Below are 24,239 nucleotides of genomic sequence, written 5' to 3'. Positions count from 1 at the left end.
AACCATGACAAAAACACGGAAAGCACCTCACCTGACCCTGTCTGGACTGATCACATCCCTGGCCTTGATGGCCACTCCGCTTTTTTCCGCTGCTGACGATCACCATGAAAACGGGCCAGCGCCCGTTCATGGGATCGCCATGCATGGTGAGTTGAAATACCCGGAAGGCTTCAGCCACTTCGATTACGTTAATCCCGAGGCGCCCAAAGGCGGCTCCCTGAAGCTGTCCGTGGTATCCAACGGGTTCGATAGCTTCAACCCGTTTGTGATTCGCGGCGTGGCGGCCGCCGGCGTCAGCACCTACGTCTACGACACCCTGATGGAATCGTCCTCGGACGAGCCATTCTCCGAGTATGGGTTGATTGCCGAGAGCGTGGAGTTTCCCGAAGACCGCCGGTACGTCATATTCAATTTGCGGGAAGAAGCGAGATTTCAGGACGGCACCCCGATCACCGCCAAAGACGTCGAGTTCTCGCACCGTATCCTGACCACTGAAGGGCACCCCTTCTACCGCAACTACTACGCGGATGTGCGCAAGGTCACGATCGAGAACAGTCATCGTATCCGATTCGATTTCGGCGAAACCGATAACCGTGAGCTGCCTCTGATCCTGGGGCAAATGCCTATTCTCCCGGCCCATTACTGGGAAGAGCGGGAGTTTGGTCGAAACGGTCTGGACATTCCGGTGGGCAGTGGGCCCTACCGCATTGGTTCGTTTGATGCTGGGCGCTCTGTTACCTATGAGCTGATTGAAGACTACTGGGCAAAGGACCTGCCCGTACGTGTAGGACGTTTCAATTTCCAGCGCATCCAGTACGAATACTACAACGATGACACGGTAGCGCTGGAAGCCTTCAAAGCAGGCAACTTCGACTTCCGCCAGGAAACCTCCGCAAAGAACTGGGCAACCGCCTACACCGGCCGGCGTTTCGAAGATGGCCGAATCGTTCGCGAGGCCATCCCTCATCAACGCCCAAGCGGTATGCAGGGTTTTGTCTTCAACACCCGAAAGCCGGTATTCAGTAACCCGAAGGTCCGCCAGGCCCTGGCTTACGGCTTTGACTTCCAGTGGGCTAACCGTAACCTGTTCTTTGACCAGTACACCCGGACCAACAGCTATTTCGAAAACAGTGAACTGGCCTCATCCGGTCTACCTCAAGGCCCTGAACTGGACATCCTTGAACGCTTCCGCGATCAGCTGAACCCGGAGGTCTTTACCCGCGAATACACTCCGCCTGACACCAGCGACAGCCGGTCCATGCGCGACAATCTGCGGGCGGCCATGGAACTGCTGAACGAGGCCGGCTACAGCATCCGTGGCGGTAAGATGGTGCACGAGGAAAGCGGTAAGCAACTGAGCTTTGAAGTGCTGCTGTTCCAGAAGAGTTTTGAACGCGTGGTACTGCCCTTTACCCGCAACCTGGAACGTCTGGGCATAGACGTCACAGTGCGCCTTGTTGACAGCAACCAGTACATCCAGCGAGTACGCAGCTTTGACTTCGACATGATCACCCAGGTGCTTCCGCAATCCGACTCCCCGGGCAACGAGCAGAGGGAATACTGGCACTCCAGCACCGCGGACGTATCCGGCTCCCGAAACTTCATGGGTGTTAACGACCCCGTGGTAGACCAGTTAGTCGACATGGTGATCCAGGCACCGGATCGGGAACAATTGGTGCACCGTGTGCGCGCGCTCGACCGGGTACTGCTGCACAGTCACTATGTGATTCCGCACTGGCACCTGACCAAAGACCGGGTAGCCTACTGGAACCATTTACAGCGACCTGAGGTCACACCGAAAAATGGTATCGACCTGAACAACTGGTGGATCAACCGCTGATCCATCGACTGTCACCAACGCTGTAATGAAAGGATTCCTCCCCTAAATGGGCATCTACATTCTCCGGCGGCTTGCTCTGATCATCCCCACACTGGTGGGGATAATGCTCCTCAATTTCATCATTGTTCAGGCCGCACCGGGCGGCCCGGTTGACCAGCTTGTTGCCCAGATGGAAGGCCACGGCAGCAGTGCCCTGGCACGGGCGGGCGGTGGTGATACCGGTGGCGAAGTCGTCACCAGCTCCGGCGACAGCCGGGGTTCCCGGGGCCTGCCACCGGAATTGCTGAAAGAAATCGAGGTGATGTACGGTTTCGACAAGCCCGCCCATGAACGCTTCCTGAAGATGCTCAAGGATTACGCGACCTTCAATTTCGGCGAATCCTTTTTCCGGGACCGTACCGTCGTTGAGCTGATCATCGACAAGATGCCGGTTTCCATTTCCCTGGGGCTCTGGTCCACACTGATCATTTACCTGATTTCCATCCCCCTGGGCATTCGCAAAGCCGTGTCTGACGGCTCCCGATTCGATGTCTGGACAAGCTCTGCCATCGTGGTGGGCTATGCCATTCCCGGCTTCCTGTTTGCCATTCTGTTGATCGTGTTGTTTGCCGGCGGCAGCTATTTCGACTGGTTCCCCCTCCGGGGCCTGACCTCTCCGAATTTCGATGAGCTCAACTGGTACCAGAAGATTGCCGATTACTTCTGGCACCTGGCCTTGCCGGTTACCGCCAATGTGATTGGCGGCTTTGCCACCCTCACACTACTGACCAAGAACTCGTTCCTGGATGAAATCGGTAAACAATACGTGGTGACGGCCCGTGCCAAGGGACTGGAAGAAAAACAGGTACTCTATGGCCATGTGTTCCGCAACGCCATGCTGATAGTGATCGCCAGCATGCCCGGTGTTCTGGTGTCCCTGTTCTTTACCGGGTCCTTGCTGATTGAAGTGATTTTCTCCCTGGACGGCCTTGGCCTGCTCGGCTTCGAGGCGGCCCTGAACCGGGATTACCCGGTGATTTTCGGCACTCTCTACATCTTCACCCTGATGGGTTTGATTCTGAAGCTGATCAGCGACATCACCTATGTGCTGGTAGACCCGCGCATCGATTTTGAAAGCCGGGAGGGCGCATAATCATGCCCCGACTGACGCCCATCCAACAGCGCCGGCTGCGGAATTTCAGGAATAATCGCCGTGGTTTCTGGTCACTGTGGCTTTTCCTGGCCCTGTTCGGTCTTTCCCTGGTGGCAGAGCTGATCGCCAACGACAAGCCACTGGTGGTCTCCTATCAGGGCGATGTCTATTTCCCGGTAGTCCAGATGGTGCCCGAGGAAACCTTTGGCGGCTTTCTGCCCACGGAAACCGACTACCGGGATCGCTTCATCCGGGACGAAATAGAGGCCAACGGCTGGATACTCTGGCCGCCGATCCAGTTCAGCTACAACACCATCAACTATGAACTGAGCGTACCCTCGCCCGCGCCACCCAGCGCCGAACACTGGCTGGGGACCGACGACCAGGGACGGGACGTGGCTGCCCGGGTCATCTACGGCTTCCGGATTTCCGTGGTTTTTGGTCTGACCCTGACCATCGCCAGCTGCATTGTTGGCGTGATCGTCGGCGCCATTCAGGGCTTTTACGGAGGCAAGGTGGACCTGTTCGGCCAGCGCTTTATCGAGATCTGGTCGGGCCTGCCAATGCTGTATCTGCTGATTATCCTCTCCGCCATTGTTCAGCCCAACTTCTGGTGGTTGCTGGGCATTATGTTGCTGTTCAGCTGGATGGGGCTGGTGGATGTGGTTCGTGCTGAATTCCTGCGGGCGAGAAACTTCGAATACGTTAAAGCGGCTCGGGCGCTCGGGTTGGGTAACCGGCACATCATGTTCCGGCACATTCTGCCGAACGCCATGGTGGCCACCCTCACCTTTCTGCCGTTTATCCTGACTGGCGCGATTACCGGGCTAACTTCGCTGGATTTCCTGGGCTTTGGCCTGCCATCCGGTTCACCATCCCTGGGGGAGCTGATTGCCCAGGGCAAGGCCAACCTCCATGCCCCATGGCTGGGTATCTCTGCCTTTGTCTCCCTGTCGGTGATGCTGACGCTGCTGGTGTTTGTAGGTGAAGCCGTACGAGATGCCTTTGACCCGAGAAAGAACTGATATGAGTGAACTCCTGACCATCTCGGACCTGTCCATTCGCTTTGATAACGGCCCGCTGGTCGTAGACAGCCTGTCGCTGCGGGTTCGCCTTGGGGAAACCCTGGCGCTGGTGGGCGAAAGCGGCTCTGGCAAATCGGTGTCGGCCCTGTCTGTTCTCAGGTTACTGGATGCCCGGCACGCCCGTTATCCCTCTGGCAAGATTCTGTATCGTGGCGAAGATTTGCTGACGGCTGCGGATAGCCGGTTGCGACAAATCCGCGGCCGGGAAATCAGCATGATCTTCCAGGAGCCCATGACCTCACTCAACCCCTTACATACGGTTGAAAAGCAGATCACCGAAACTCTGGAGCTACACAAGGGCATGCGCGGCCCCCAGGCCCGAAAGCGTTGTATTGAACTGCTCGACCTGGTGGGCATTCCCGAGCCGGAGCGGCGCCTGAACAGCTACCCACACCAGCTGTCCGGTGGCCAGAAACAGAGGATCATGATCGCCATGGCCCTGGCCAACGAACCGGATCTGCTGATCGCCGACGAACCCACCACGGCTCTGGATGTGACCGTACAGAAACAAGTACTGGAGTTGCTGGAATCGCTGAAACAGAAACTCGGCATGGCCATTCTGATGATCACCCACGACCTGAGCATTGTCCGCCGCTATGCGGATAGAGTGGTGGTTATGGAACAGGGTAAATGCGTTGAGGAAGCCGCCACCGAGCAACTGTTCACCGCGCCTGCGCACCCCTATACCCGGAAGCTCATTGATGCGGAACCACCAGAAAACCCTCTCCCACCGACGGATGGTGGTAGAACACTGATGGAAGTCACGGGGCTGAATGTTCAGTTCCCTATTCGCAAGAACCTGCTGGGCAAGGTCAAGGAGAGTTTCCACGCGGTTCAGAACGTGAGTTTTGCCCTGCAACCAGGCGAGACACTGGGTATTGTCGGTGAAAGCGGCAGTGGCAAAACCACCATCGGACATGCGCTACTGAAGTTAACCGCCAGCACCGGTAGTATCCGGTTGGCGGGAACCGAACTTGGGCCTCTGTCCCAGAAGCAGTTCCGACCCTGGCGCAAGCGGGTCCAGATTGTCTTTCAGGATCCTTTCGGTAGTCTGAGCCCCCGGATGTCGGTGGCTGAAATTGTCCGTGAAGGGCTAGAGATACACGACACCAACGATGCCGAGCAACACGACGCCAGAGTGATTCAGGCACTGAAGGATGTGGGGCTGGACCCAGACGCCAGGCACCGTTACCCCCACGAATTTTCCGGCGGGCAGCGACAACGCATTGCCATCGCCCGGGCACTGGTGTTGCAGCCGGAACTGATCATTCTCGATGAGCCTACCTCCGCCCTGGACCGGACCGTCCAGAAGCAAGTGATTGAGCTTTTACGGGAAATTCAGGCCAGATATAAGCTAAGCTACATCTTTATCAGTCATGATCTGGCTGTCGTTCGGGCACTCAGCCACAAATTGCTGGTGCTGAAGAACGGCCAGATAGTGGAGTACGGGGCCGCTGAGGCTATTTTCCGGGCACCGAAACAGGACTACACCCGGGAACTGCTGACCGCGGCTTTCTTTTATCAGCCTACGACCAATTGACCGTTACCCCAGCCGACGCATGTCGGGGATAATGCGCTGAAACCAAGGAACACAGGGAGCAGATACCCATGGGAATCCTCAGTGGCAAGAAAGCACTGATTGTTGGTGTAGCCAGCAAACATTCCATCGCCTACGGCATCGCCGAGGCATTCGCCCGTGAAGGCGCTGAACTGGCCTTCACTTACCAGAACGAAAAGCTTCAGTCCCGGGTTGAGAAATTCGCGGATCAGTGGGGCAGTCAGCTGACGTTCCCCTGCGATGTGGCCAGTGACGAGCAGATTGACGCTGTGTTCACCGAGCTCAACAAACACTGGGACAACATCGACATCATCATCCATGCCGTTGGTTACGCGCCAGCGCATGAACTCGACGGTAACTATGTGGATGTGACCACCCGTGACGGCTTCCGTATCGCCCATGACATCAGCTCCTACAGCTTTGTCGCACTGGCCAAGGGCGCCCGCAAGATGATGCATGAGGGCAGCAGCCTGCTGACCTTGAGCTATCTCGGTGCGGAAAGGGTTCTGCAGAACTACAACGTCATGGGGCTTGCCAAGGCCTCACTGGAAGCCAACGTGCGCTACATGGCCGCCAGCCTTGGCCGGGAAGGTATTCGGGTAAACGGTATTTCCGCAGGCCCGATCAAGACTCTGGCTGCTTCCGGCATCAAGAGTTTCCGCCGAATGCTGGCCGAGAACGCCAAGCAGGCTCCCCTGCGCCGCAACGTCACCACTGAAGAAGTCGGTAACGCCGCAGCGTTCATGTCGTCCGATCTTGCCTCTGGTATTACTGGTGAGATTCTCTACGTGGATGGCGGCTTTAACATCACCGGGATGAGCGAACTGGAATCCTGATTGTCATCCTGTGACGTCATCAAATAAGCCGGCTCCGTGCCGGCTTATTTGTTCAACTCTCAGCAAGGGCTGTGGCAACCGCATCCATCCATTCCAGATAATCCGTCTCATCCGATTCCAGAATCTGGACACCCACCAGGTATTCCTGGCCCGTTTCACGGCACCACACAACCTCCACCATTAACCGAAACCGCTGCGTTTTGTGCCCAAGACTGATCTCCGCCATCAGCAACGAGTTCAGCACCAACGGCTCCGACGAGACAAGGCTCAGGCCCCTCGCCGAAATATCGCGAATCTGGCATTCAAGAGGAACGGCATCCTGTACCTCAACATCCGGTTCAGGTGACTCAAGCCACAGCCATGCCCGAGCCCTGGCGGTTAAACGATATTCCTCGCGATTGTCCTGCCCACCGGGTAACCCCTGGGAGCTTCCGAACTCGTAGTTATCATCAACCATAAGCCATCCTCAGTTACGGCCAACACGGATCCGGCCAACAACCCGGCTCAGGGTGTCGTCGAACTCTGCTGCACTCCCCAATATCCGGATGCGGCCTGATACAACCCCGGATACCAGCTCATCGTGTAGAAACTCACGGCGATTAAGCCCCAGACGGTCCACGAACACGAACTTCCGGGATGCAGAAATCTTGACCGCCAGTTTCAGCCTGGTCGGTACCTCATCATCCTTCTGGGCGGCCAGTACAATCCAGCCTCCCAAACCAATACTATCCACCTGTTTGGCCGCCGCCAGCTCACGTTCTTTCTGGAGACGTTCGCGCTCCGCTTTCTCATCTTCCTGGCGCTGCCGTTCCACTTCGGCCCTCTGTTGCTCCAGGGCTGCCTGTTTTGCCTCTTCTTCGGCCTTTCTTGCGCGCTCGGCGGCTTCCTTCTCCTTTCGCAGTGCCTCTGCCCGAGCCCTCGCTTCCCGAGCCGCCTCTTCACGTTGTTTCTGCTGTTTCTCGCACACCTTCAACAACAGATTCACGGTTTCCGAGAGCACCTCACCAAACGGTGTCGGAGCCGGTAAGGGCCGCAGGGTGTCGGCTTCAAGATCTGCCAGGAACAGCGCCCAGTCCTGCAGGCCGAGCTTGACGCCGGCGCCGTTGGTCCAGAGCACTTCCTCACTATCTTCGAGCAGCGCGAACAAATAACGCCTTTGCTCAGCGGCGCCCTCACCTTCGACAAACCAGCGGCCGATAAAGCCCTCGGCCTGTTGCGGGTCTACCGAAGCCAGCGATAGCCAACGGCTGTCCCAGGTCAGACTGGTGCCGCTACCCAGGGCAGGCTTGAGTTCCGGCACCTCGCCGCGGATACGCGCTACGATAACCGTCTGAATATCCGCCAAAGCGTTCTCCGGTAACTCCTGGCCGAGGGCCCGGGTCCACACATCCTGTATCCGGTCTCCTATCTGCTCGCCTACATGGTAAAGCCGGTTCCGGTCTCTGTCCGACAGTGCAGGATCACCAAGCCATACCAACCACTCGAGCAGTTTGTTGGCGTGTCGATACAGCTCACTGTCTGTGCCCTCGGACCAGACGCTCTGTTTGAGAACCTTGTACCAGTCTTCGATGATGAATCGACTGATGACCCCCGGTAACTCACGCCCTGTCAGTGCCCTGCCGATCAGCGCGCGGGAAACCTGGTCGGCAAGACGCTGCCGCGAAGCACCACGCTCGGTCTCAAGCAGGCGTTCACGCAACCGGCTGACCTGGTGCTCACCTTTCTCCCGGTCATCAAGCCATTGTTTACAATAGCTCTCCACCAGTTCGGGCTGGCCACTTTCAAAGCTGCCGGACACCGCGATAACCAGGCTGTCCAATTGGTCCAGCAACACCCTGGATGATCGCCCCCCGGTATCACTCCACCCCCGCCACTCCTGCAGGTTGTCCAACCAGTCAAGAACAACGTCGCTGAACACATTGGTTCCGCGGGTATCGAGCTGCCACGCCAGCCAGAACCGTAATCTGGCAATACGACTAACCAGGGCACGATGCAAACCACTGGTTTTCAGAAACACGTCCATTATCCGGTCAGACAGATAGGCTGCATTGACCTGGCGCACGGTCCATTCGATCTGCACCGACCGCAGAACATCCGTTACCCGCTCGTCCCGTTGTTCCGTCCAACAGGAAAACAACAGCGGGCGCCAATCGGCATTGGACTCAGGTGACGATTTTCCGGCCGGATAGGGTAAATCCGGCACCCGGATACCCGAAAGAACCTGCGTAATCCTCTCTGAAACCACCTTTCGGGGGGAAGAGTCTGCTTGTGGTTTCCTGGCTGGCGGCGACATCCGTTACCTGTTGACTGGAAGCGTTGAAAAGGGTCTTCAAATAACGCAGTATAACCAACTCGCCGGGGTTTACAGCAACTGCAGACCGGCACCATTCGCGTTAATTATTAAACACCGGGCCCATAATGACAGCGTTACCCGGTGATGTAACGATCTGATTCGGGGAAGCACAACAAGATGTCGGGCAAGAAACTGGAAAACCTGAACGTGGCCAGCCAGGAACCACTGATCACTCCTGAAGCGCTGAAGAACGAAATGCCGCTGTCAGATGAAGCTGCCGAAACCGTAGCCTCTGGCCGCCAGGCCATTTACGACATCATGGATGGCAAAGACCACCGCCTGTTTATCGTGGTTGGCCCCTGCTCTATCCACGATGTGGAGGCAGCCCGCGATTACGCTGCCCGGCTGAAAAAACTCGCCGACGAAGTCAGCGATACCCTGCTGCTGGTGATGCGGGTATATTTCGAGAAACCGCGCACCACCGTTGGCTGGAAAGGCCTGATCAACGACCCACACCTGAACGATACCTTCGATATTGAACAGGGCCTGCACATTGGCCGTCGCTTGCTGCTGGATATCAACGAGATGGGCCTGCCAACCGCCACCGAGGCCCTTGACCCGATCTCCCCCCAGTACCTGCAAGACACCATTGCCTGGTCCGCCATTGGCGCCCGCACCACCGAGTCTCAAACCCACCGGGAAATGAGCAGCGGCCTGTCCATGGCCATTGGCTTCAAGAATGGCACTGATGGCAGCCTGGACGTAGCCGTTAACGCCATGAAATCGGTTTCTCACCCCCACAGCTTCCTGGGCATCGACCAGCAAGGCAAGGTGGCCATCATCCGCACCAAGGGCAACAACTATGGCCACGTGGTGTTGCGCGGTGGCGGTGGCAAACCGAACTATGATTCCGTGAGTGTTGCACTATGCGAGCAGGCGCTGGACAAAGCCAATCTGCGCAAGTCGATCATGGTGGATTGCAGCCACGCCAATTCCAGCAAAGATCCGGCCATTCAGCCTCTGGTCATGCAGGATGTGACCCATCAGATCCTGGAGGGCAACCAGTCTATCCAGAGCCTGATGGTGGAAAGCCACATCAACTGGGGTAACCAGTCCATCCCGGAAAACCTGGCAGACCTGAAATACGGCGTGTCGGTAACCGACGCCTGTATTGACTGGGAAACCACCGAGAAAGCCATTCGGGATATGCGCGAAAAGCTCAAAGACGTGCTGCCCAAGCGTAACGCCTGAGCGCGCTGACAGGATTCACGGGGTAGCCGATCAACTTCGGCGCCCCGTGAGACCGATACGCGGGCCCGCCCCGCTTCTCCACCCTCAGGCGCTCTCTACAGCTCCCCGCCAGTCCAGGCGACTTCTGAGCCCGACCACTTGACCGATAATCACCAGAGTGGGCGCCTGAACACCACTGTTCTCCACCTTGCCAACAATATCACTGAGCGTGCCCACCACCACTTTCTGGTCGGCGGTTGTGCCCTTGGACACCAGCGCCACCGGCATGTCTGGTGTCATGCCATGACCAATCAATTCCCGGCAGATAATCGGCAAACCGACCAACCCCATGTAGAACACCAGTGTCTGATTATTCTGCACAAAGTCTGACCAGGGCAAATCGCAGGTATCGTTTTTCAAATGCCCGGTAATAAAGCGCACCGACTGGGCGTGGTCCCGGTGAGTCAGCGGAATGCCCGCATAGGCCGCACAGCCGGACGCTGCGGTTATACCGGGAACCACCTGAAAGCGAACACCGGCAGCTGCCAGCGTTTCAATCTCTTCGCCGCCGCGGCCGAAGATGAACGGGTCACCACCCTTGAGGCGCACCACTTTGTGGCCCTCCCGGGCCAGCTCCACCAAGCGCTGGTTGATCTGATCCTGCGGCAACGTGTGATTTGAGCGCTGCTTGCCGACATGAACCATCTCAACGTTTTCGGGGATCAGGGAAATTATTTCCGGGGAAACCAGCCGATCGTAGAGAATAACATCGGCGGACTGGATCAGGCGCCAGGCCTTGAGGGTCAGAAGTTCAGGATCACCCGGGCCGGCGCCCACCAGGGCGACCTCGCCCGCAGAATTATTCGGGTTTTCGGTTACCGGGTTGGACCTGTACCGAACTGGTGCAGGCCCTGCCTTGACACCCCTTCCTGGTGCATCCGTGAATGGTTCGCTCATTGGATCCGATCAATGCCTTTCATATAGGGTTTGAGAACGTCCGGAACCAGAATACTGCCGTCCTCCTGCTGGTAGTTCTCCATCACCGCGATCATCGCACGGCCAACGGCCAGACCCGATCCGTTCAGAGTATGAACAGGCTCGGGCTTTCCGGTTTCCGGGTTGCGCCAACGTGCTTGCATACGCCGTGCCTGAAAATCACGGGTGTTGGAGCAGGATGAAATTTCCCGGTATTTACCCTGCCCGGGCAGCCACACTTCCAGATCGTAGGTCTTCGCTGCGGAGAAGCCCATGTCGCCGCCACACAGGGTAACCACACGATACGGCAGTTCCAGCAACTGCAGCACCTTCTCGGCATGGCCAGTGAGCTGTTCAAGCGCCTCGGTGGAGTCCTCGGGGCGCACAACATGCACCAGTTCAACCTTGTCGAACTGATGCTGGCGGATCATGCCACGCACATCCCGGCCGTAGGAACCCGCTTCGCTGCGGAAACAGGGGGTATGGCACACCATCCGCAGCGGCATTTCGCTGGCCTCCAGAATACTGTCGGCCACCAGGTTGGTCGCCGGTACTTCGGCGGTCGGGATCAGGTACAGCGGGTTGTCACCGGCGGTACGGAACAGATCCTCTTCAAACTTGGGTAGCTGGCCGGTACCGAACAGCGCGTTGGCATTGACCAGGTACGGCACATAGGCTTCGGTATAGCCATGCTCTTCTGTGTGCAGGTCGAGCATGAACTGAGCCAGTGCCCGATGCAGCTTCGCCAGTTGGCCGCGCATGACGGCAAAGCGGGAATGCGCCAGTTGGGTGGCCTTCTCGAAGTCCAGACCCTTGAGCTGTTCGCCCAGGGCAACGTGGTCTCTGGGTTCGAAATCAAAGTTACGCGGCGTGCCCCATACACGGGTCTCTACGTTGTCGTCTTCGTTGGCGCCCGGTGGAACGTCTTCATCCGGCAGATTGGGAATGCCGGCAAAAAACGCGTTCAGGGATTCCTGTACTGAGCGCAACTCCTCCTCAGCTTCGGCCTTCTGCTGCTTGAGATTGTCCACCTCTTCCAGCAGCGGTTTGATGTCTTCACCCGCCGCTTTGGCCTTACCAATGGATTTCGACCGTTTGTTCTGCTCGCTCTGCAGCGTTTCCGCACGAACCTGAATGGCTCGACGGCGTTCCTCAAGGCGTTCGAAGGTGGCAACGTCAAACTCGAAGTTTTTGATAGCCAGCCGACGGGCAATTTCTTCAGTCTGTGAACGGACACGTTTCGGATCGAGCATGATCTTCCTGAATTTTCCGGTTAACGAATAGTATGGATATCACGGCATTATACCTGCCGTGGTTCTGCTGACCACCATCCCCGGGCTGAGGGCCAGGTAATTTGCGGCATGAGGGTTACATCAATAACGCTTTTTGCCGCTTCGGGCATCGAGATCATCCAGGCGCTGGCGCTTTTCAGCCAGTTTGATCTCCAGTCCACGCATGACCGGCTGATAGTAACGGCGCTGGTGAATCGCTTCAGGCAGGTAAGATTCTCCGGCCGCGTAGGCGTCCGGTTCGTCATGGGCGTAGCGGTATTCGTCACCGTGGCCCAGGCTTTTCATCAGCTTGGTAGGGGCATTACGCAGGTGCACCGGCACTTCGTAATCAGGATCCTTTCGGATGTCCGCCATACATTCGTTGAACGCCTTGTACACGGCATTACTCTTTGGTGCCAGCGCCAGGTAGGTGACGGCCTGGGCCAGCGCCAGCTCCCCTTCCGGCGACCCCAACCGCTCCTGGGCATCCCAGGCCTGCATGGTAATTTGCAGGGCACGGGGGTCTGCGTTACCGATGTCTTCGCTGGCGATCCGCACCAGGCGCCGCGCCACATACAGGGGGTCACAGCCACCGTCCAGCATACGGCAAAGCCAGTACAGGGAACCATCGGGGCTGGAGCCCCGTACGGATTTATGCAACGCGGAGATCTGGTCATAGAACACATCGCCGCCTTTGTCGAAACGGCGCAGACTGGTTTGCAGTACCTGTTCCAGTGTCTGGGCGGTGATGGCGTTCTGCCCGCTGTCGTCCGGCTCGGCCAGGTCAGCGGCCACCTCCAGAATGTTCAGAGCACGCCGGGCATCGCCTCCAGAGGCTTCGGCCATGTTATCCAGCACCCCGGCTAGCACCTGAAGGGTACCGCCGAAACCCGCTGGCGAAACCAATGCTCTATTCAGGAGCTCAAGGATGTCCGGCTTGTCCAGATTTTTGAGCACATACACGCGAGTCCGCGACAGGAGCGCGCTGTTCAGTTCGAAAGAGGGGTTTTCCGTGGTGGCACCCACAAAAATAAAGGTGCCATCTTCAATATGAGGGAGAAATGCATCCTGCTGGCTTTTGTTGAACCGGTGCACCTCGTCAACAAACAGCAGCGTGTCCCTGCCCTGGGACTGCTTGCGGTTGCGGGCCCGCTCGACCACATCCCGGATATCCTTGACGCCGCTGAGCACGGCAGAGAGCGTTTCATAGGACAAGTCACCCACGTTGGCCAACAGCCGGGCAAAGGTGGTTTTGCCCACTCCGGGTGGTCCCCAGAGAATCATCGAATGCAGTTGGCCCTGCTCTACGGCGCGCCTGAGCGGTTTTCCGGGGCCGACCAGATGAGCCTGGCCAACGTATTCGTCCAGGTTGGCCGGCCGCATTCTGGCCGCAAGGGGCTGGAATCCGGCCTCGGGCTCAAACAGGTTGTCCTGCATCAGGCACCGTCCCGAATAATATCCACCTCCTCGGGGTATTCCAGGCGGAAGGCACTGTTGTCCAGTTCCTGATTCAGGGTTATCCGGTCAAAGCTGAGAATACTCAGTTGAGACAGCGAATCTTCCATTCTCATTTCCTGAAGTTCACCGTTGTAGAAGCTCAAGCGCAAGGATGTAAACAGGGAATCGGCGCCCCTGGGAACCAGTGTGAACTCGCGGGTATTGTCACCCATCCGGCGCTCACTCACATCGTAGGTTTCCTCAAGATTATCCACTTCGCCACTCAGAAGCAGCGCCGGTGTTGTCTGCACCCGGTCATCCAGGGTGTGAATAGTGACCTGTTCCAGATCCGGGTCGTAAACCTCCACCGTGTCGCCGTCACTGACAATAAACTGGGACAAAGGCGCACCGGTCTCCCAGTAGAACAGTCCCGGGCGCTTGGCCTTCAGGGAGCCGCGGGTTTCCTGAACCCGGTTGCCATTTTCATTGACCACAATCTGGATGAAATCGGCCTGGTAGGTTTGGTAACTGCGCAACATGGAAGCCAGCTCTTCAGCGGCATCGCGAGAGCTGTTGCCCTGTTCCGCAGAGGCCGTTGCCACGACGGCCATCATGCACAGCGCCGCTATCGTCGTGTAGACAGATCTGATCATAAGTATGCTGCTCCTAGTCTCTTGGGGGCGGCGGCGCCAGAACTTCCCTGGCACCATTATGACCCGCCGGACTGACCACTCCCGAGGCTTCCATGGCGTCCACCAGGTTCGCGGCACGGTTGTAGCCGATCTTGAATTTACGTTGTACGGAGGAGATCGACACCCGCCGGTTCTCCGTCACAAAAGCGACCGCTTCGTCGAACAGCGCGTCTCCTTCGTCACCACCGCCTGCACCGCCTTCACTGAGGGTTGGCACGCCCGGCAGGTGCTCACCTTCGGCGCCGTTAAGCACATCATCCACGTATTCCGGTTCACCCCGGGCTTTCCAGGCACTGACCACCCGGTGTACTTCGTCATCGTCAACGAAGGCTCCGTGTACCCGAACCGGCAGGCCGGAACCCGGCGGCAGGTATAACATATCGCCGTGGCCCAGCAGCTGCTCGGCGCCGCCCTGATCAAGCACGGTACGGGAGTCGATCTTGGACGACACCTGGAACGACATCCGGGTCGGGATATTGGCCTTGATCAGGCCTGTGATCACATCCACGGATGGCCGCTGGGTAGCAAGAATCAGATGGATACCGGCGGCACGGGCCTTCTGGGCAATGCGGGCGATCAGCTCTTCCACCTTTTTGCCGACAATCATCATCATGTCAGCAAATTCGTCGATTACGACAACGATGAACGGCAGGGTTTCCAGTTCTGGCCGCTCCTGTTCGTCGTTGGCCAGGTATTCATCCGGTTTCCAGAGAGGATCCAGTAACGGCTCGCCCTCGGCGCGGGCGTCTTTCACCTTCTTGTTGTAACCGGCGATGTTGCGCACGCCCAGGCTGGCCATCAAACGGTAGCGCCGCTCCATCTCCGCCACACACCAGCGCAGTGCATTGGCGGCTTCTTTCATGTCCGTCACAACCGGTGCCAGCAGGTGCGGGATGCCATCGTAGATGCTCAGTTCCAGCATCTTCGGGTCCACCATGATAAAGCGCACTTCATCGGGGCTGGCCTTGAGCAGCATGCTCAGCAGCATGGCGTTAACCCCGACCGATTTACCCGAACCCGTAGTACCGGCTACCAGCAGGTGCGGCATCTTGGCCAGGTTGGCCACCATCGGATTACCACCAATATCATTACCCAGCGCCAGGGTCAGCGGCGATGACGACTCGGTAAACACCCGGGCCCCAAGCACTTCGCTCAGACGAACGATTTCCCGCTCCTCATTGGGAATCTCGATGCCCACCACGGACTTTCCGGGTATGACTTCCACCACCCGTACACTCAACACTGCCAATGAACGGGCCAGATCCTTGGCCAGGTTGGAAATCTTGCTGACTTTCACCCCGGCGGCGGGCTTGATCTCGAATCGGGTGATAACCGGGCCAGGATTGACCTCGACCACCTCAACCGTGACACCGAAATCCGCCAGCTTCTCTTCGAGCAGGCGCGACATGTGCTCCAGTGATTCTTCCGAGTAACCCTTTTCTTTATGTTCCTCAGGCGGGTCCAGCAAGGATATCGGCGGAATCAGGCTCTCAATGTCTTCCAGCAAAGAGCCCTGCTTGCTGTTAGCTTTCTTGTCGGCAGGCCCCTGATCATCCTTCTTGAACGGTGCAATTTTCAGTGCCCGGTTCGCGGGCTTGGGCTGCTGGGGCGCGGCCGCCTTGCGAGGCGTTTCATCCCGATCCCCCGAGCTGAAACTTTCCAGTCTTGCGGGTTCTGGTTCAATTTCAGGAAGCCCGTCAATCGCCGGTTCCTTACGAGCTTTGCTTCTATCCTTCTGTGTACCTCTATCGGCCGCTTTTGGTTTGCGGCGGAATAAACGGCGCCACCAGGAGTCTTTCTGAGGTGCTTTCTCTGCTACCGGATTGGTCTGCGCCACCCGGTCCTTGATAACCGGAGGCTCTGGCTCAGGGCGGGCAGCAGGAGGCACACCAGGGCTTTTGACCTTGCGCTCGCTGCCCTTGAACAGCGACTGAAGCCAACGTCCGGTTCTGAGCGTCAACCCACCAACATGGTCCATCAGACGGAACCAGGACAGGCCGACGGTCACGGTCAGGGCGAACAGGAAAATCGCGATCAGCAACAGCGTGGTGGCTGGCAGATTGAAGAAGCGCACCATAGCTTCTGAAACCGCCGTGCCCAGTACACCGCCGGAGGAGGCACCAAGGCCAAATACCGAATAAAGGGAAAGCAGGCTGGTGGCCGACAACAGAATCAGCAGAAACCCGCCAAAGCGAACCATGAACAGTGGCCAATGGAGGTCCAGTGACTCATGCCTGCGACGGATCAGCATGACGGCATAACCGGCAATCATCACCGGGAACAGCCAGGAAACCTGCCCGAAGAAGTCCACCAGCAGGCTTGCGAGCCAGGCGCCGGAGCGCCCGGCGGCGTTATCCACGCGAGTATCGTGGCCGATACTCGCCCACCCGGGGTCAGACGCACTGAAGGTAAACAGCGCCATCGCCAGATAGATGCACAGCACAATCATGCCGATAACCGCACCCTCTCTGGCCCCTTGGGCCATCAGGCGGCGAAAGCGCTGTTGTTTTTCTGTCAGTTCCGTCGATGCTGCTTGTTTCGCTTTAGCGGATTCCGCCATGAATGCTCAAACCGTCAGTGAGTTTAGTCTTTCAGCGCCTGAAAACCCCGTGTCAGATCGGTTTTCAGGTCATCAATGGCTTCAATGCCAACAGACAACCGGATCAGATTCTCGGTGATGTCCGCCTTGTCTTTATCCTCGGGAGATAACCGGCCATGGGTTGTCGTCGCCGGGTGGGTGACGGTGGTTTTCACATCACCCAGATTCGCTGTGATTGAAATCATTCGGGTGGCATCAATAAAGCGCCAGGCTTCTTCTCTGCCCCCTTTAACCAGAAACGACACAATTCCGCCAAACCCGTCCTGTTGCTTCTTCGCCAGCTGATGCTGGGGATGGCTTTCAAGACCGGCGTAGAACACCTTTTCCACGCTCGGCTGGCTTTCCAGCCAATTCGCCAACTCTAACGCATTGTTGCAGTGGGCTCGCATACGGATCGGTAAGGTTTCCAGCCCCTTCTGGAACACCCAGGCATTGAACGGGCTCATGGTGGGCCCGGCAGATCTCAGGAACCCGTAGATCTCATCCAGATACCTGGCAGGCCCTACCACCACTCCGCCAACACAGCGGCCCTGGCCATCCAGGTACTTTGTGGCTGAATGGATCACCAGATCCGCACCTTGCTCAAGGGGTCGCTGCAATACCGGCGTACAGAAACAGTTATCCACCACAAACAGGGCATCGTTGGCCCTCGCCAACGCAGACAACGCGTCCATATCAGCGATTTCACAAAGCGGGTTGGATGGCGTTTCAATAAACAGCATCCGGGTTTCTGGCCGGACTGCTGCCTCCCAGCCGTCTGCATCGGTCAGGCTAACGAACGTGGTCTCAACCCCGAAACGCGCCATATACTTCTGGAACAACACGTTGGTGGTGCCAAACACGCCACGGGAACAGATAACGTGATCCCCGGACTGCAGCAACGCCATACAGGTACTCAGGATGGCCGCCATGCCCGAGGCAGTGGCAACGGCCTTTTCTCCACCTTCCATGGCAGCGATGCGGGCCTCAAAACCCTGAACCGTTGGATTGGTAAAGCGGGAATAGATGTTACCGGGCTCCTCACCACCAAAACGGGCTGCCGCCTGGGCCGCACTGCCATAGACGAAACTGGAGGTCGGAAAGATGGCGTCGCTGTGCTCCAGCTGACCGGTGCGGACCTGCCCTGCCCTCACGGCCAGGGTATCCACTGACATACCGTCCAGATCCGATTCAGGAATCCAGAGATGTTCTTCACGGCCGACTGTCATAGTGTTCTCCTGGCACGGGCGTTAGGGTTTCAGTCTTCGTCATTATGGAGGTCGATAATGGCATTATCACCGTCGATGATCTGCCCACCGGGACGCTTCTCGTCTTTACGCAGGTCTTCGAGCCGGCGCAGGTAGGCTTCGTCCACGTCACCGGTTACGTAATCACCGGTAAACACCGAGCACTCCCAACCATCGATATCGTCGTTGACATCGTTGACACAGGTAATCAGGTCTTCCAGGTCCTGATATACCAGCCAGTCAGCACCAATCTGCTCCCGAACCTCCTCCACCGAACGGTCGTGGGCAATCAGCTCACTGGCCGAGGGCATATCAATGCCGTACACGTTGGGGTAACGCACAGGCGGCGCTGCTGAGGCGAAGTAGACGTTCCGGGCACCGGCGTCCCGGGCCATCTGAACGATTTCCTTACAGGTAGTTCCCCGGACGATGGAATCATCCACCAGCATGACATTCTTGCCGCGGAACTCCAGGTCTATGGGATTAAGCTTCTGGCGCACCGACTTCTTCCGCATTTTCTGGCCGGGCATGATAAACGTCCGCCCGATATAGCGGTTCTTGATAAAGCCTTCGCGGTATTTGACGCCCAACTGATAGGCCATCTGCATGGCCGAAGTCCGGCTGGTGTCCGGAATCGGGATCACCACATCAATGTCATGGTCCGGCCGCTCCCTGAGCACCTTGTCTGCCAGGGTTTCGCCCATGCGCAGGCGTGCCTTGTATACCGACACCCGGTCCATGATGGAGTCGGGGCGAGCAAAATAGACGTGCTCGAAGATGCATGGATACAGCTTGGGGGATTCCGCACATTGCTCGGTGTAGAGGGTACCGTCTGTTTCGATGTAAACCGCTTCACCCGGTGCGATATCCCGAACGATCTCGAAGCCGGCGGCGTTCAGAGCCACGCTCTCCGAGGCGATCATGTATTCTTTCTGGCCATCTTCGCTTTCCCGCACACCGTAACAGGCCGGGCGAATGCCATTGGGGTCCCGGAAACCGACAATGCCGTAGCCGGTAATCATCGCGATAACGGCATAGGCACCCCGGCAGCGCTTGTGCACGGCGCGGACGGCGGAAAAAATCTCATCTTTGGTCGGGTTCAGTTTCCCAAGCTTCTGCAGCTCATGGGCAAATACGTTGAGCAACACTTCGGAATCGGAATTGGTGTTGATGTGGCGCAGATCGGTGCGGAACAAGTCGCTGCTCAGGTCATCGGCATTGGTCAGGTTGCCGTTGTGTGCCAGAGTAATGCCGTAGGGGCTGTTCACGTAAAACGGCTGGGCCTCGGCAGAGCTTGAACTGCCAGCGGTGGGGTAACGGACGTGACCGATCCCCACATTGCCTACCAGCCTGCGCATATGCCGGGTATGGAATACGTCCCGGACCAGACCATTGTCCTTGCGAAGAAAAAACCGGTTATCCTGAAAAGTCACAATACCCGCCGCATCCTGGCCACGGTGCTGAAGAACAGTCAGTGCATCGTAAAGAAGCTGGTTGACGTTTGAAGTACTGACAATACCGACAATGCCGCACATGGCTGGGGAACTCTCCGAGTGTTAAATCTGAATGTTAACGGGATGCAGGCGTGGGTTCCACGCCTTCCTGCTCTGTTGAGGATTCGGTGCTGTACCCGGCCCCTGCTTCGGGGCCCAGGAACCGGGCAAATTCATCACCCAGGGTTCGACGGGACCAGTCTTCGACCACCGCCAGACGGTCGATCATCACGGACGTTCTCCACCAGGTATCTTCGGCAAGCGGTGTGTAGCGGGTAAACGCGATACCAACAATCACTACCACCACACCCCGTAGCAACCCGAACCCCATGCCGAGAACGCGGTCGGTGGCTGACAATCCGGTCGCCCGCACCAGATGACCAATCATATTATTGACAATAGCGCCCACAATCAGGGTGCCGAAAAACAGAATCGCAAAGGCCGCAATCAGACGCACCAGTGGTGTTTCCACGGTGGATTCAAGCAATGACTGCATCTGAGGATGGAACGTGCGGGCAATGATGAATGCCGCAACCCAGGTCACCAGCGACAGGGCTTCGCGAACAAAGCCCCGCTTCAGACTGATCAGCGTGGAAACAGCAATCAGAGCAATGATGACCCAGTCAATCCAGATCAGCGCGTCCATGAAAAACCCGATGGAGAAAAGGAAGCGCGAATTCTAACAGGAAACCGGGCGTCACCAAACCGCCTGAGGCTCATAAATTGCAAGTCACCGGGTCACTTTCCGCCGGAGGTAACCAGGCTATTCAGCGAGAAGGCATCATCCAGGGCTTTCTTGGCGGCTTCGGCCTCGGATTTGTTGACAAACGGCCCGCTGAACACCCGGGTCAATGTGGTGTCACCACGCTCTACTTGCTGTAGGTGGGCGCCGTACCCCATGTCGCGAACATTGTCGCGCAGACGGCGGGCATTATCGGCATTACCAAAGCTGCCCAACTGGACAACCCAGGCACCTTCAAGTGACCGGGTGAACTCAGCGGATTCATCGGCGGAGCTGGCAGAAGTTGCCGGCTCAGAGGGTTGAGAAACCTGTGGCTGAGGCTCTGAGCCGGCGGCATGGCTATCCGTCGTGCGGGTAACCGGCTCTGCTACCTGGGCCGCGGGCTCGCGGGCGCTGGATGGTTCTGGCACGGGCTCTTCAACGCCTTCAATCAGTCGATAGCCGGGAGCTGATTCCGTAGTGGGAGTGTCCTGAGGGGCGGAATTCATGCCGTAGTCGCTGCCGCCAAGGGCCGGCTCCGGGGGAACGTCCACTTCAGGGAACGGCGGCTCCTCGGGGATGGTGACAGGCCGGGACTGGCGCTCGGAATGGGGCTCGTCAAATATCATCGGCACAAAAATCACAGCCAGGGAGACCAGAACCAGCGCACCAATGATTCTTTGTTTCAATCCGTTCACGAGAAAGCGCTCCCTTAACCTAACAGTTTGATACTGATACTAACCGCCGAGTGCCGTTAACACAAAGCTCCGGCGCCTGCCATGGACAAAGTTTAAGAGACTTCGCCGGTAAGTCGGGCCCGGGCCTCCGCAACGGTGTAGAACGAACCGAATACCACAATGGTGTCCTTCTCGCCGGCCTCCGCCAGTGCCGAAGCCATGGCATCAGCCACAGACTCAGACGCCGTGCAACCGGCAATTCCGCAAGCCCGCGCCCGCTCCACCAGAGTCTGCACCTCCAGCCCGCGCGGCACATCGAGACCGGCGAACCACCAGCGTTCGACAACTGGCGCCATGGCCCGCATTACCCCCTCCACGTCTTTATCCGCCAGAGCGGCATAAAGACCGAACACCTTGCCCTGCCCTGACCGCTGCAACTCAAGCCGCTGAGCCAACCAGCGTGCGGCATGGGGATTGTGACCAACATCCACGATCACATCCGGCCTTGTTCTCAACCGCTCAAAACGCCCTGGCACCGTTACAGACCTGGCTGTATCCGCTAACAGGCTGACAGTCATGGTTGGCGCCAACACCCGCGCCAACACCGCCGCTGCCGCAACACTTTCGACAGGTAGCGGGCCGGCCGGCAGGGTTATACTGAGCCCCTCAATCGTCAGCTCAACGGAATCGCCAACCGGCCTGAGCCGGTAATCACGCCCGGTCACCTTAAGATTGACCTTCTGCGCGGCGGCCTGCTGAAGCACAGAGGCGGGAGGCTCTGGATCTGCACAGACCGCAGTAATCCCGGGCCGCAGAATACCGGCCTTTTCGAAGCCGATCACTTCCCGGTTATCGCCCAGAAAGCCGATATGGTCGATATCAATAGAGGTGATCACCGCGAAGTCAGCGTCCAGCACATTAACGGCATCCAGACGTCCACCCAGGCCGACCTCCAGAATCCAGTCTTCAACACCCGCGTCTGCGAGTGCCACGAAGGCTGCCAGGGTTCCGAATTCAAAGTAGGTCAGGGAAACCTTACCCCGTGCCGCCTCCACTTGTTCGAAGGCGGATATCAACGCGGCATCGCTGATATCCTGACCGTTAATCCGCACCCGCTCGTTATAACGCTGAAGATGGGGAGAAGTATAAGCTCCGGTGGTTCGCCCGGCGGCCCGCAAAAGCGACTCCAGGGCCGCCACGGTCGTGCCTTTGCCGTTGGTGCCCGCTACAGTGATGATTCGCGCTGCTGGCTTTCGCGGAAACAGACGGCGCAAAACCACCAGAACCCGATCCAGGCCAAGGTCAATTTCGGTGGGATGAATGGCTTCCAGATACTGAAGCCACTTTTCAACAGACGCACCGGCCCCGGGAGGGACCGGTACGGGCCTTGCGTCAGTGCTGGGAGGGTTCATCTGTGTCGGGTTTTTCCGTGATCTCGAACTCGATGGGATCTTCCGTGCCTGGCTTTTCCTGGCCGGTGAACTTGGCAAGAACGTGGGCTACCCGCTCGCGCATCTGGTGCCGGTGCAGAATCATATCGATAGCACCGTGTTCCAGCAGGAATTCACTGCGCTGGAAACCTTCCGGCAGTTTCTCGCGGACGGTCTGCTCGATCACCCGGGGGCCCGCAAAACCGATCAGCGCATAAGGCTCGGCTATATTCAGGTCGCCCAGCATCGCGAGGCTGGCAGACACTCCGCCGAACACCGGATCAGTCATGATCGAAATGTAGGGAATGCCTTCCTGCTTGAGCTTCTCCAGCACTGCAGCGGTCTTTGCCATCTGCATCAACGACAGAATGGCCTCCTGCATACGGGCGCCACCGCTGGCAGAAAAGCAGACCAGGGGAATACGGTGCTCAAGGGAAACATTGGCCGCCTGTACGAACTTCTCACCAACCACCTGGCCCATGGAACCGCCCAGGAAGTTGAACTCGAAAGCACAAGCCACCAGGGGAACGCCCATCGTTGAACCCTTCATAGCGACCAGGGCGTCTTTTTCGCCGGTTGCTTTCTGGGCTGCTGAAAGCCGGTCCTTGTAGCGCTTGCTGTCCTTGAACTTGAGCCGATCAGAAGGCTCCAGTTCTGCGGCTATTTCTTCGCGGCCGTCCTTGTCGAGGAAGATGTCCAGCCGGCGCCGGGCAGAGACACGCAGGTGGTGGTTACACTTCGGGCAGACGTCCAGGTTTTTCTCGAGTTCAGGCTTGTATAAAAACGCCCCGCACTTGGGGCACTTCTTCCACAGCCCTTCCGGCACCCCGGTACGTTGCCGCGATTCCGAGCGAATCTTGCTCGGCATGATCTTATCCAGCCAGTTACTCATGCTTTCATCCTGTCCTTTGATGCCTGGAAGCCGGCCCCTCAGGACGCCAGACTATCCAGGGCTTCACGCATCGGGTGCAACAGATCCTTCAGCGCCTTGGCCAGGGCTTCGGGATCTGTCTGGTGTCGGGCTATTGTATCGACCAGCACGCTTCCGACAATTACACCATCGGATACTTTGCCAACGGCAGCCGCTGTCTCCGCATCCCGGATTCCGAATCCGACACCGACCGGCAGCGCCGTCAGTTCGTGCACATGGGCCACTTTTTTCGCCACTTCATCAACATTGATGGTTGCCGACCCAGTCACGCCCTTGATTGAAACATAGTACACATAACCGGATGAGTGTTCGCTGATTGCCTTGATGCGCTCATCCGTGGTGGTGGGCGCCAGCAGGAAGATTGGGTCCATGTTACGGGCGGAAAACAATGGAGCGACGTCTTCGGCCTCTTCCGGTGGCAGGTCAACGGTGAGGATACCGTCTACACCCGCATCGGCCGCAGCATCCGCAAACGCCTCGTAACCCATGGCTTCCATCGGGTTCAGATACCCCATCAGTACCACCGGTGTGGTGGTGTTGGTCTTCCGGAATTCCTTGACCATTCCGACTACCTGGCGCAGGGACGTGCCGTGCACCAGGGCTCGCTCACAGGCAAGCTGGATAACAGGCCCGTCCGCCATGGGATCGGAAAACGGCACGCCCAACTCAATGATGTCTGAGCCAGCATCCACCAGGGTGTGCATCAGGCTGACCGTCTGCCCCGGCTCTGGGTCACCGGCGGTGATATACGGGATCAGCGCCTTTCGACCCTGCTCTTTCAATGATTTCAGTACGCCTTCAATTCGGCTCATG

20 protein-coding genes are annotated in these 24,239 nt (G+C 57.8%); 6 read left to right on the top strand and 14 right to left on the bottom strand.

The window, feature by feature from the left end:
• Positions 1-4 precede the first annotated feature (4 nt).
• From C7H10_RS16460 to C7H10_RS16440, 5 genes are all read left to right on the top strand, one after another.
• On the top strand, positions 5-1,840 hold the full coding sequence (locus C7H10_RS16460) for an extracellular solute-binding protein (RefSeq protein WP_106695711.1): 1,836 nt from the start codon (positions 5-7) through the stop codon (positions 1,838-1,840).
• Positions 1,841-1,886: 46 nt separating this feature from the next.
• Entirely contained in the window at positions 1,887-2,972 is a 1,086-nt protein-coding gene (locus C7H10_RS16455) for a microcin C ABC transporter permease YejB (protein WP_106695710.1), read from the top strand.
• Between the two features lie 2 nt (positions 2,973-2,974).
• On the top strand, positions 2,975-3,997 hold the full coding sequence (locus C7H10_RS16450) for an ABC transporter permease (protein ID WP_106695709.1): 1,023 nt from the start codon (positions 2,975-2,977) through the stop codon (positions 3,995-3,997).
• A 1-nt stretch (position 3,998) separates the two neighbouring features.
• The gene (locus C7H10_RS16445) at positions 3,999-5,597 is read left to right on the top strand and encodes an ABC transporter ATP-binding protein (RefSeq protein ID WP_106695708.1); all 1,599 of its coding nucleotides are present in this window, start codon (positions 3,999-4,001) and stop codon (positions 5,595-5,597) included.
• 68 nt (positions 5,598-5,665) lie between these two features.
• Complete coding sequence (locus C7H10_RS16440) at positions 5,666-6,451, top strand: enoyl-ACP reductase FabI (protein WP_061331157.1); 786 nt, start codon at positions 5,666-5,668, stop codon at positions 6,449-6,451.
• Positions 6,452-6,503: 52 nt separating this feature from the next.
• Here the strand turns inward: C7H10_RS16440 and C7H10_RS16435 are convergent, their stop codons facing one another.
• Together C7H10_RS16435 and C7H10_RS16430 are read right to left on the bottom strand one after the other, a co-directional pair.
• A complete protein-coding gene (locus C7H10_RS16435) occupies positions 6,504-6,908 on the bottom strand; it encodes a PilZ domain-containing protein (protein ID WP_106695707.1) in 405 nt (134 codons plus the stop codon).
• A gap of 9 nt (positions 6,909-6,917) precedes the next feature.
• Complete coding sequence (locus C7H10_RS16430) at positions 6,918-8,654, bottom strand: DUF1631 family protein (RefSeq protein WP_244178314.1); 1,737 nt, start codon at positions 8,652-8,654, stop codon at positions 6,918-6,920.
• Positions 8,655-8,921: 267 nt separating this feature from the next.
• Between C7H10_RS16430 and C7H10_RS16425 the strand changes: the two genes are divergently transcribed.
• Entirely contained in the window at positions 8,922-9,995 is a 1,074-nt protein-coding gene (locus C7H10_RS16425; protein WP_061331154.1) for a 3-deoxy-7-phosphoheptulonate synthase, read from the top strand.
• An 84-nt stretch (positions 9,996-10,079) separates the two neighbouring features.
• On the opposite strand, the gene cobA is transcribed toward C7H10_RS16425, so the two are convergent.
• The 12 genes from cobA to trpA form a co-directional block, all read right to left on the bottom strand.
• A complete protein-coding gene (gene cobA / locus C7H10_RS16420; RefSeq protein WP_106695705.1) occupies positions 10,080-10,931 on the bottom strand; it encodes a uroporphyrinogen-III C-methyltransferase in 852 nt (283 codons plus the stop codon).
• Positions 10,928-12,202, bottom strand: coding sequence for a serine--tRNA ligase (gene serS, locus C7H10_RS16415; protein ID WP_072677366.1), 1,275 nt, complete (start codon positions 12,200-12,202; stop codon positions 10,928-10,930). Before serS ends, cobA begins: the two co-directional genes overlap by 4 nt.
• A gap of 120 nt (positions 12,203-12,322) precedes the next feature.
• Entirely contained in the window at positions 12,323-13,657 is a 1,335-nt protein-coding gene (locus C7H10_RS16410) for a replication-associated recombination protein A (protein ID WP_106695704.1), read from the bottom strand.
• On the bottom strand, positions 13,657-14,310 hold the full coding sequence (lolA, locus tag C7H10_RS16405) for an outer membrane lipoprotein periplasmic chaperone LolA (protein WP_061331150.1): 654 nt from the start codon (positions 14,308-14,310) through the stop codon (positions 13,657-13,659). The genes C7H10_RS16410 and lolA overlap by 1 nt, the downstream gene beginning before the upstream one ends.
• Before the next feature lie 13 nt (positions 14,311-14,323).
• Complete coding sequence (locus C7H10_RS16400) at positions 14,324-16,909, bottom strand: DNA translocase FtsK (RefSeq protein ID WP_106695703.1); 2,586 nt, start codon at positions 16,907-16,909, stop codon at positions 14,324-14,326.
• 23 nt (positions 16,910-16,932) lie between these two features.
• Positions 16,933-18,156, bottom strand: coding sequence for an O-succinylhomoserine sulfhydrylase (locus C7H10_RS16395; RefSeq protein WP_106695702.1), 1,224 nt, complete (start codon positions 18,154-18,156; stop codon positions 16,933-16,935).
• 29 nt (positions 18,157-18,185) lie between these two features.
• Positions 18,186-19,709 (bottom strand): amidophosphoribosyltransferase, encoded by a 1,524-nt coding sequence (purF, locus tag C7H10_RS16390; RefSeq protein ID WP_061331147.1) that lies wholly within the window; start codon positions 19,707-19,709, stop codon positions 18,186-18,188.
• A gap of 34 nt (positions 19,710-19,743) precedes the next feature.
• Positions 19,744-20,313, bottom strand: coding sequence for a CvpA family protein (locus C7H10_RS16385; RefSeq protein WP_106695701.1), 570 nt, complete (start codon positions 20,311-20,313; stop codon positions 19,744-19,746).
• A gap of 92 nt (positions 20,314-20,405) precedes the next feature.
• Entirely contained in the window at positions 20,406-21,086 is a 681-nt protein-coding gene (locus C7H10_RS16380) for an SPOR domain-containing protein (RefSeq protein ID WP_106695700.1), read from the bottom strand.
• Positions 21,087-21,178: 92 nt separating this feature from the next.
• On the bottom strand, positions 21,179-22,477 hold the full coding sequence (gene folC, locus C7H10_RS16375) for a bifunctional tetrahydrofolate synthase/dihydrofolate synthase (protein WP_106695699.1): 1,299 nt from the start codon (positions 22,475-22,477) through the stop codon (positions 21,179-21,181).
• Complete coding sequence (accD, locus tag C7H10_RS16370; RefSeq protein ID WP_106695698.1) at positions 22,458-23,387, bottom strand: acetyl-CoA carboxylase, carboxyltransferase subunit beta; 930 nt, start codon at positions 23,385-23,387, stop codon at positions 22,458-22,460. The genes folC and accD overlap by 20 nt, the downstream gene beginning before the upstream one ends.
• Before the next feature lie 38 nt (positions 23,388-23,425).
• Positions 23,426-24,238, bottom strand: coding sequence for a tryptophan synthase subunit alpha (gene trpA / locus C7H10_RS16365; RefSeq protein ID WP_106695697.1), 813 nt, complete (start codon positions 24,236-24,238; stop codon positions 23,426-23,428).
• Position 24,239: the final 1 nt, after the last annotated feature.

The sequence above is a fragment of the Marinobacter shengliensis genome (genome assembly GCF_003007715.1).
GTDB classification, from domain to species: domain Bacteria; phylum Pseudomonadota; class Gammaproteobacteria; order Pseudomonadales; family Oleiphilaceae; genus Marinobacter; species Marinobacter shengliensis.
The sequence above is the reverse complement of the archived record's forward strand: the minus strand, read 5'-3'. Positions and strand labels throughout refer to the sequence as shown.

What these genes read in the sequence shown, in the direction of transcription:
- C7H10_RS16460 (WP_106695711.1), top strand. Translation starts at nt 5, where the DNA reads ATGACAAAAACACGGAAAGCACCTCACCTGACCCTGTCTGGACTGATC.
- C7H10_RS16455 (WP_106695710.1), top strand. Translation starts at nt 1,887, where the DNA reads ATGGGCATCTACATTCTCCGGCGGCTTGCTCTGATCATCCCCACACTG.
- C7H10_RS16450 (WP_106695709.1), top strand. Translation starts at nt 2,975, where the DNA reads ATGCCCCGACTGACGCCCATCCAACAGCGCCGGCTGCGGAATTTCAGG.
- C7H10_RS16445 (WP_106695708.1), top strand. Translation starts at nt 3,999, where the DNA reads ATGAGTGAACTCCTGACCATCTCGGACCTGTCCATTCGCTTTGATAAC.
- C7H10_RS16440 (WP_061331157.1), top strand. Translation starts at nt 5,666, where the DNA reads ATGGGAATCCTCAGTGGCAAGAAAGCACTGATTGTTGGTGTAGCCAGC.
- C7H10_RS16435 (WP_106695707.1), bottom strand. Translation starts at nt 6,908, where the DNA reads ATGGTTGATGATAACTACGAGTTCGGAAGCTCCCAGGGGTTACCCGGT.
- C7H10_RS16425 (WP_061331154.1), top strand. Translation starts at nt 8,922, where the DNA reads ATGTCGGGCAAGAAACTGGAAAACCTGAACGTGGCCAGCCAGGAACCA.
- cobA (WP_106695705.1), bottom strand. Translation starts at nt 10,931, where the DNA reads ATGAGCGAACCATTCACGGATGCACCAGGAAGGGGTGTCAAGGCAGGG.
- serS (WP_072677366.1), bottom strand. Translation starts at nt 12,202, where the DNA reads ATGCTCGATCCGAAACGTGTCCGTTCACAGACTGAAGAAATTGCCCGT.
- C7H10_RS16410 (WP_106695704.1), bottom strand. Translation starts at nt 13,657, where the DNA reads ATGCAGGACAACCTGTTTGAGCCCGAGGCCGGATTCCAGCCCCTTGCG.
- lolA (WP_061331150.1), bottom strand. Translation starts at nt 14,310, where the DNA reads ATGATCAGATCTGTCTACACGACGATAGCGGCGCTGTGCATGATGGCC.
- C7H10_RS16400 (WP_106695703.1), bottom strand. Translation starts at nt 16,909, where the DNA reads ATGGCGGAATCCGCTAAAGCGAAACAAGCAGCATCGACGGAACTGACA.
- C7H10_RS16395 (WP_106695702.1), bottom strand. Translation starts at nt 18,156, where the DNA reads ATGACAGTCGGCCGTGAAGAACATCTCTGGATTCCTGAATCGGATCTG.
- purF (WP_061331147.1), bottom strand. Translation starts at nt 19,709, where the DNA reads ATGTGCGGCATTGTCGGTATTGTCAGTACTTCAAACGTCAACCAGCTT.
- C7H10_RS16385 (WP_106695701.1), bottom strand. Translation starts at nt 20,313, where the DNA reads ATGGACGCGCTGATCTGGATTGACTGGGTCATCATTGCTCTGATTGCT.
- folC (WP_106695699.1), bottom strand. Translation starts at nt 22,477, where the DNA reads ATGAACCCTCCCAGCACTGACGCAAGGCCCGTACCGGTCCCTCCCGGG.
- accD (WP_106695698.1), bottom strand. Translation starts at nt 23,387, where the DNA reads ATGAGTAACTGGCTGGATAAGATCATGCCGAGCAAGATTCGCTCGGAA.
- trpA (WP_106695697.1), bottom strand. Translation starts at nt 24,238, where the DNA reads ATGAGCCGAATTGAAGGCGTACTGAAATCATTGAAAGAGCAGGGTCGA.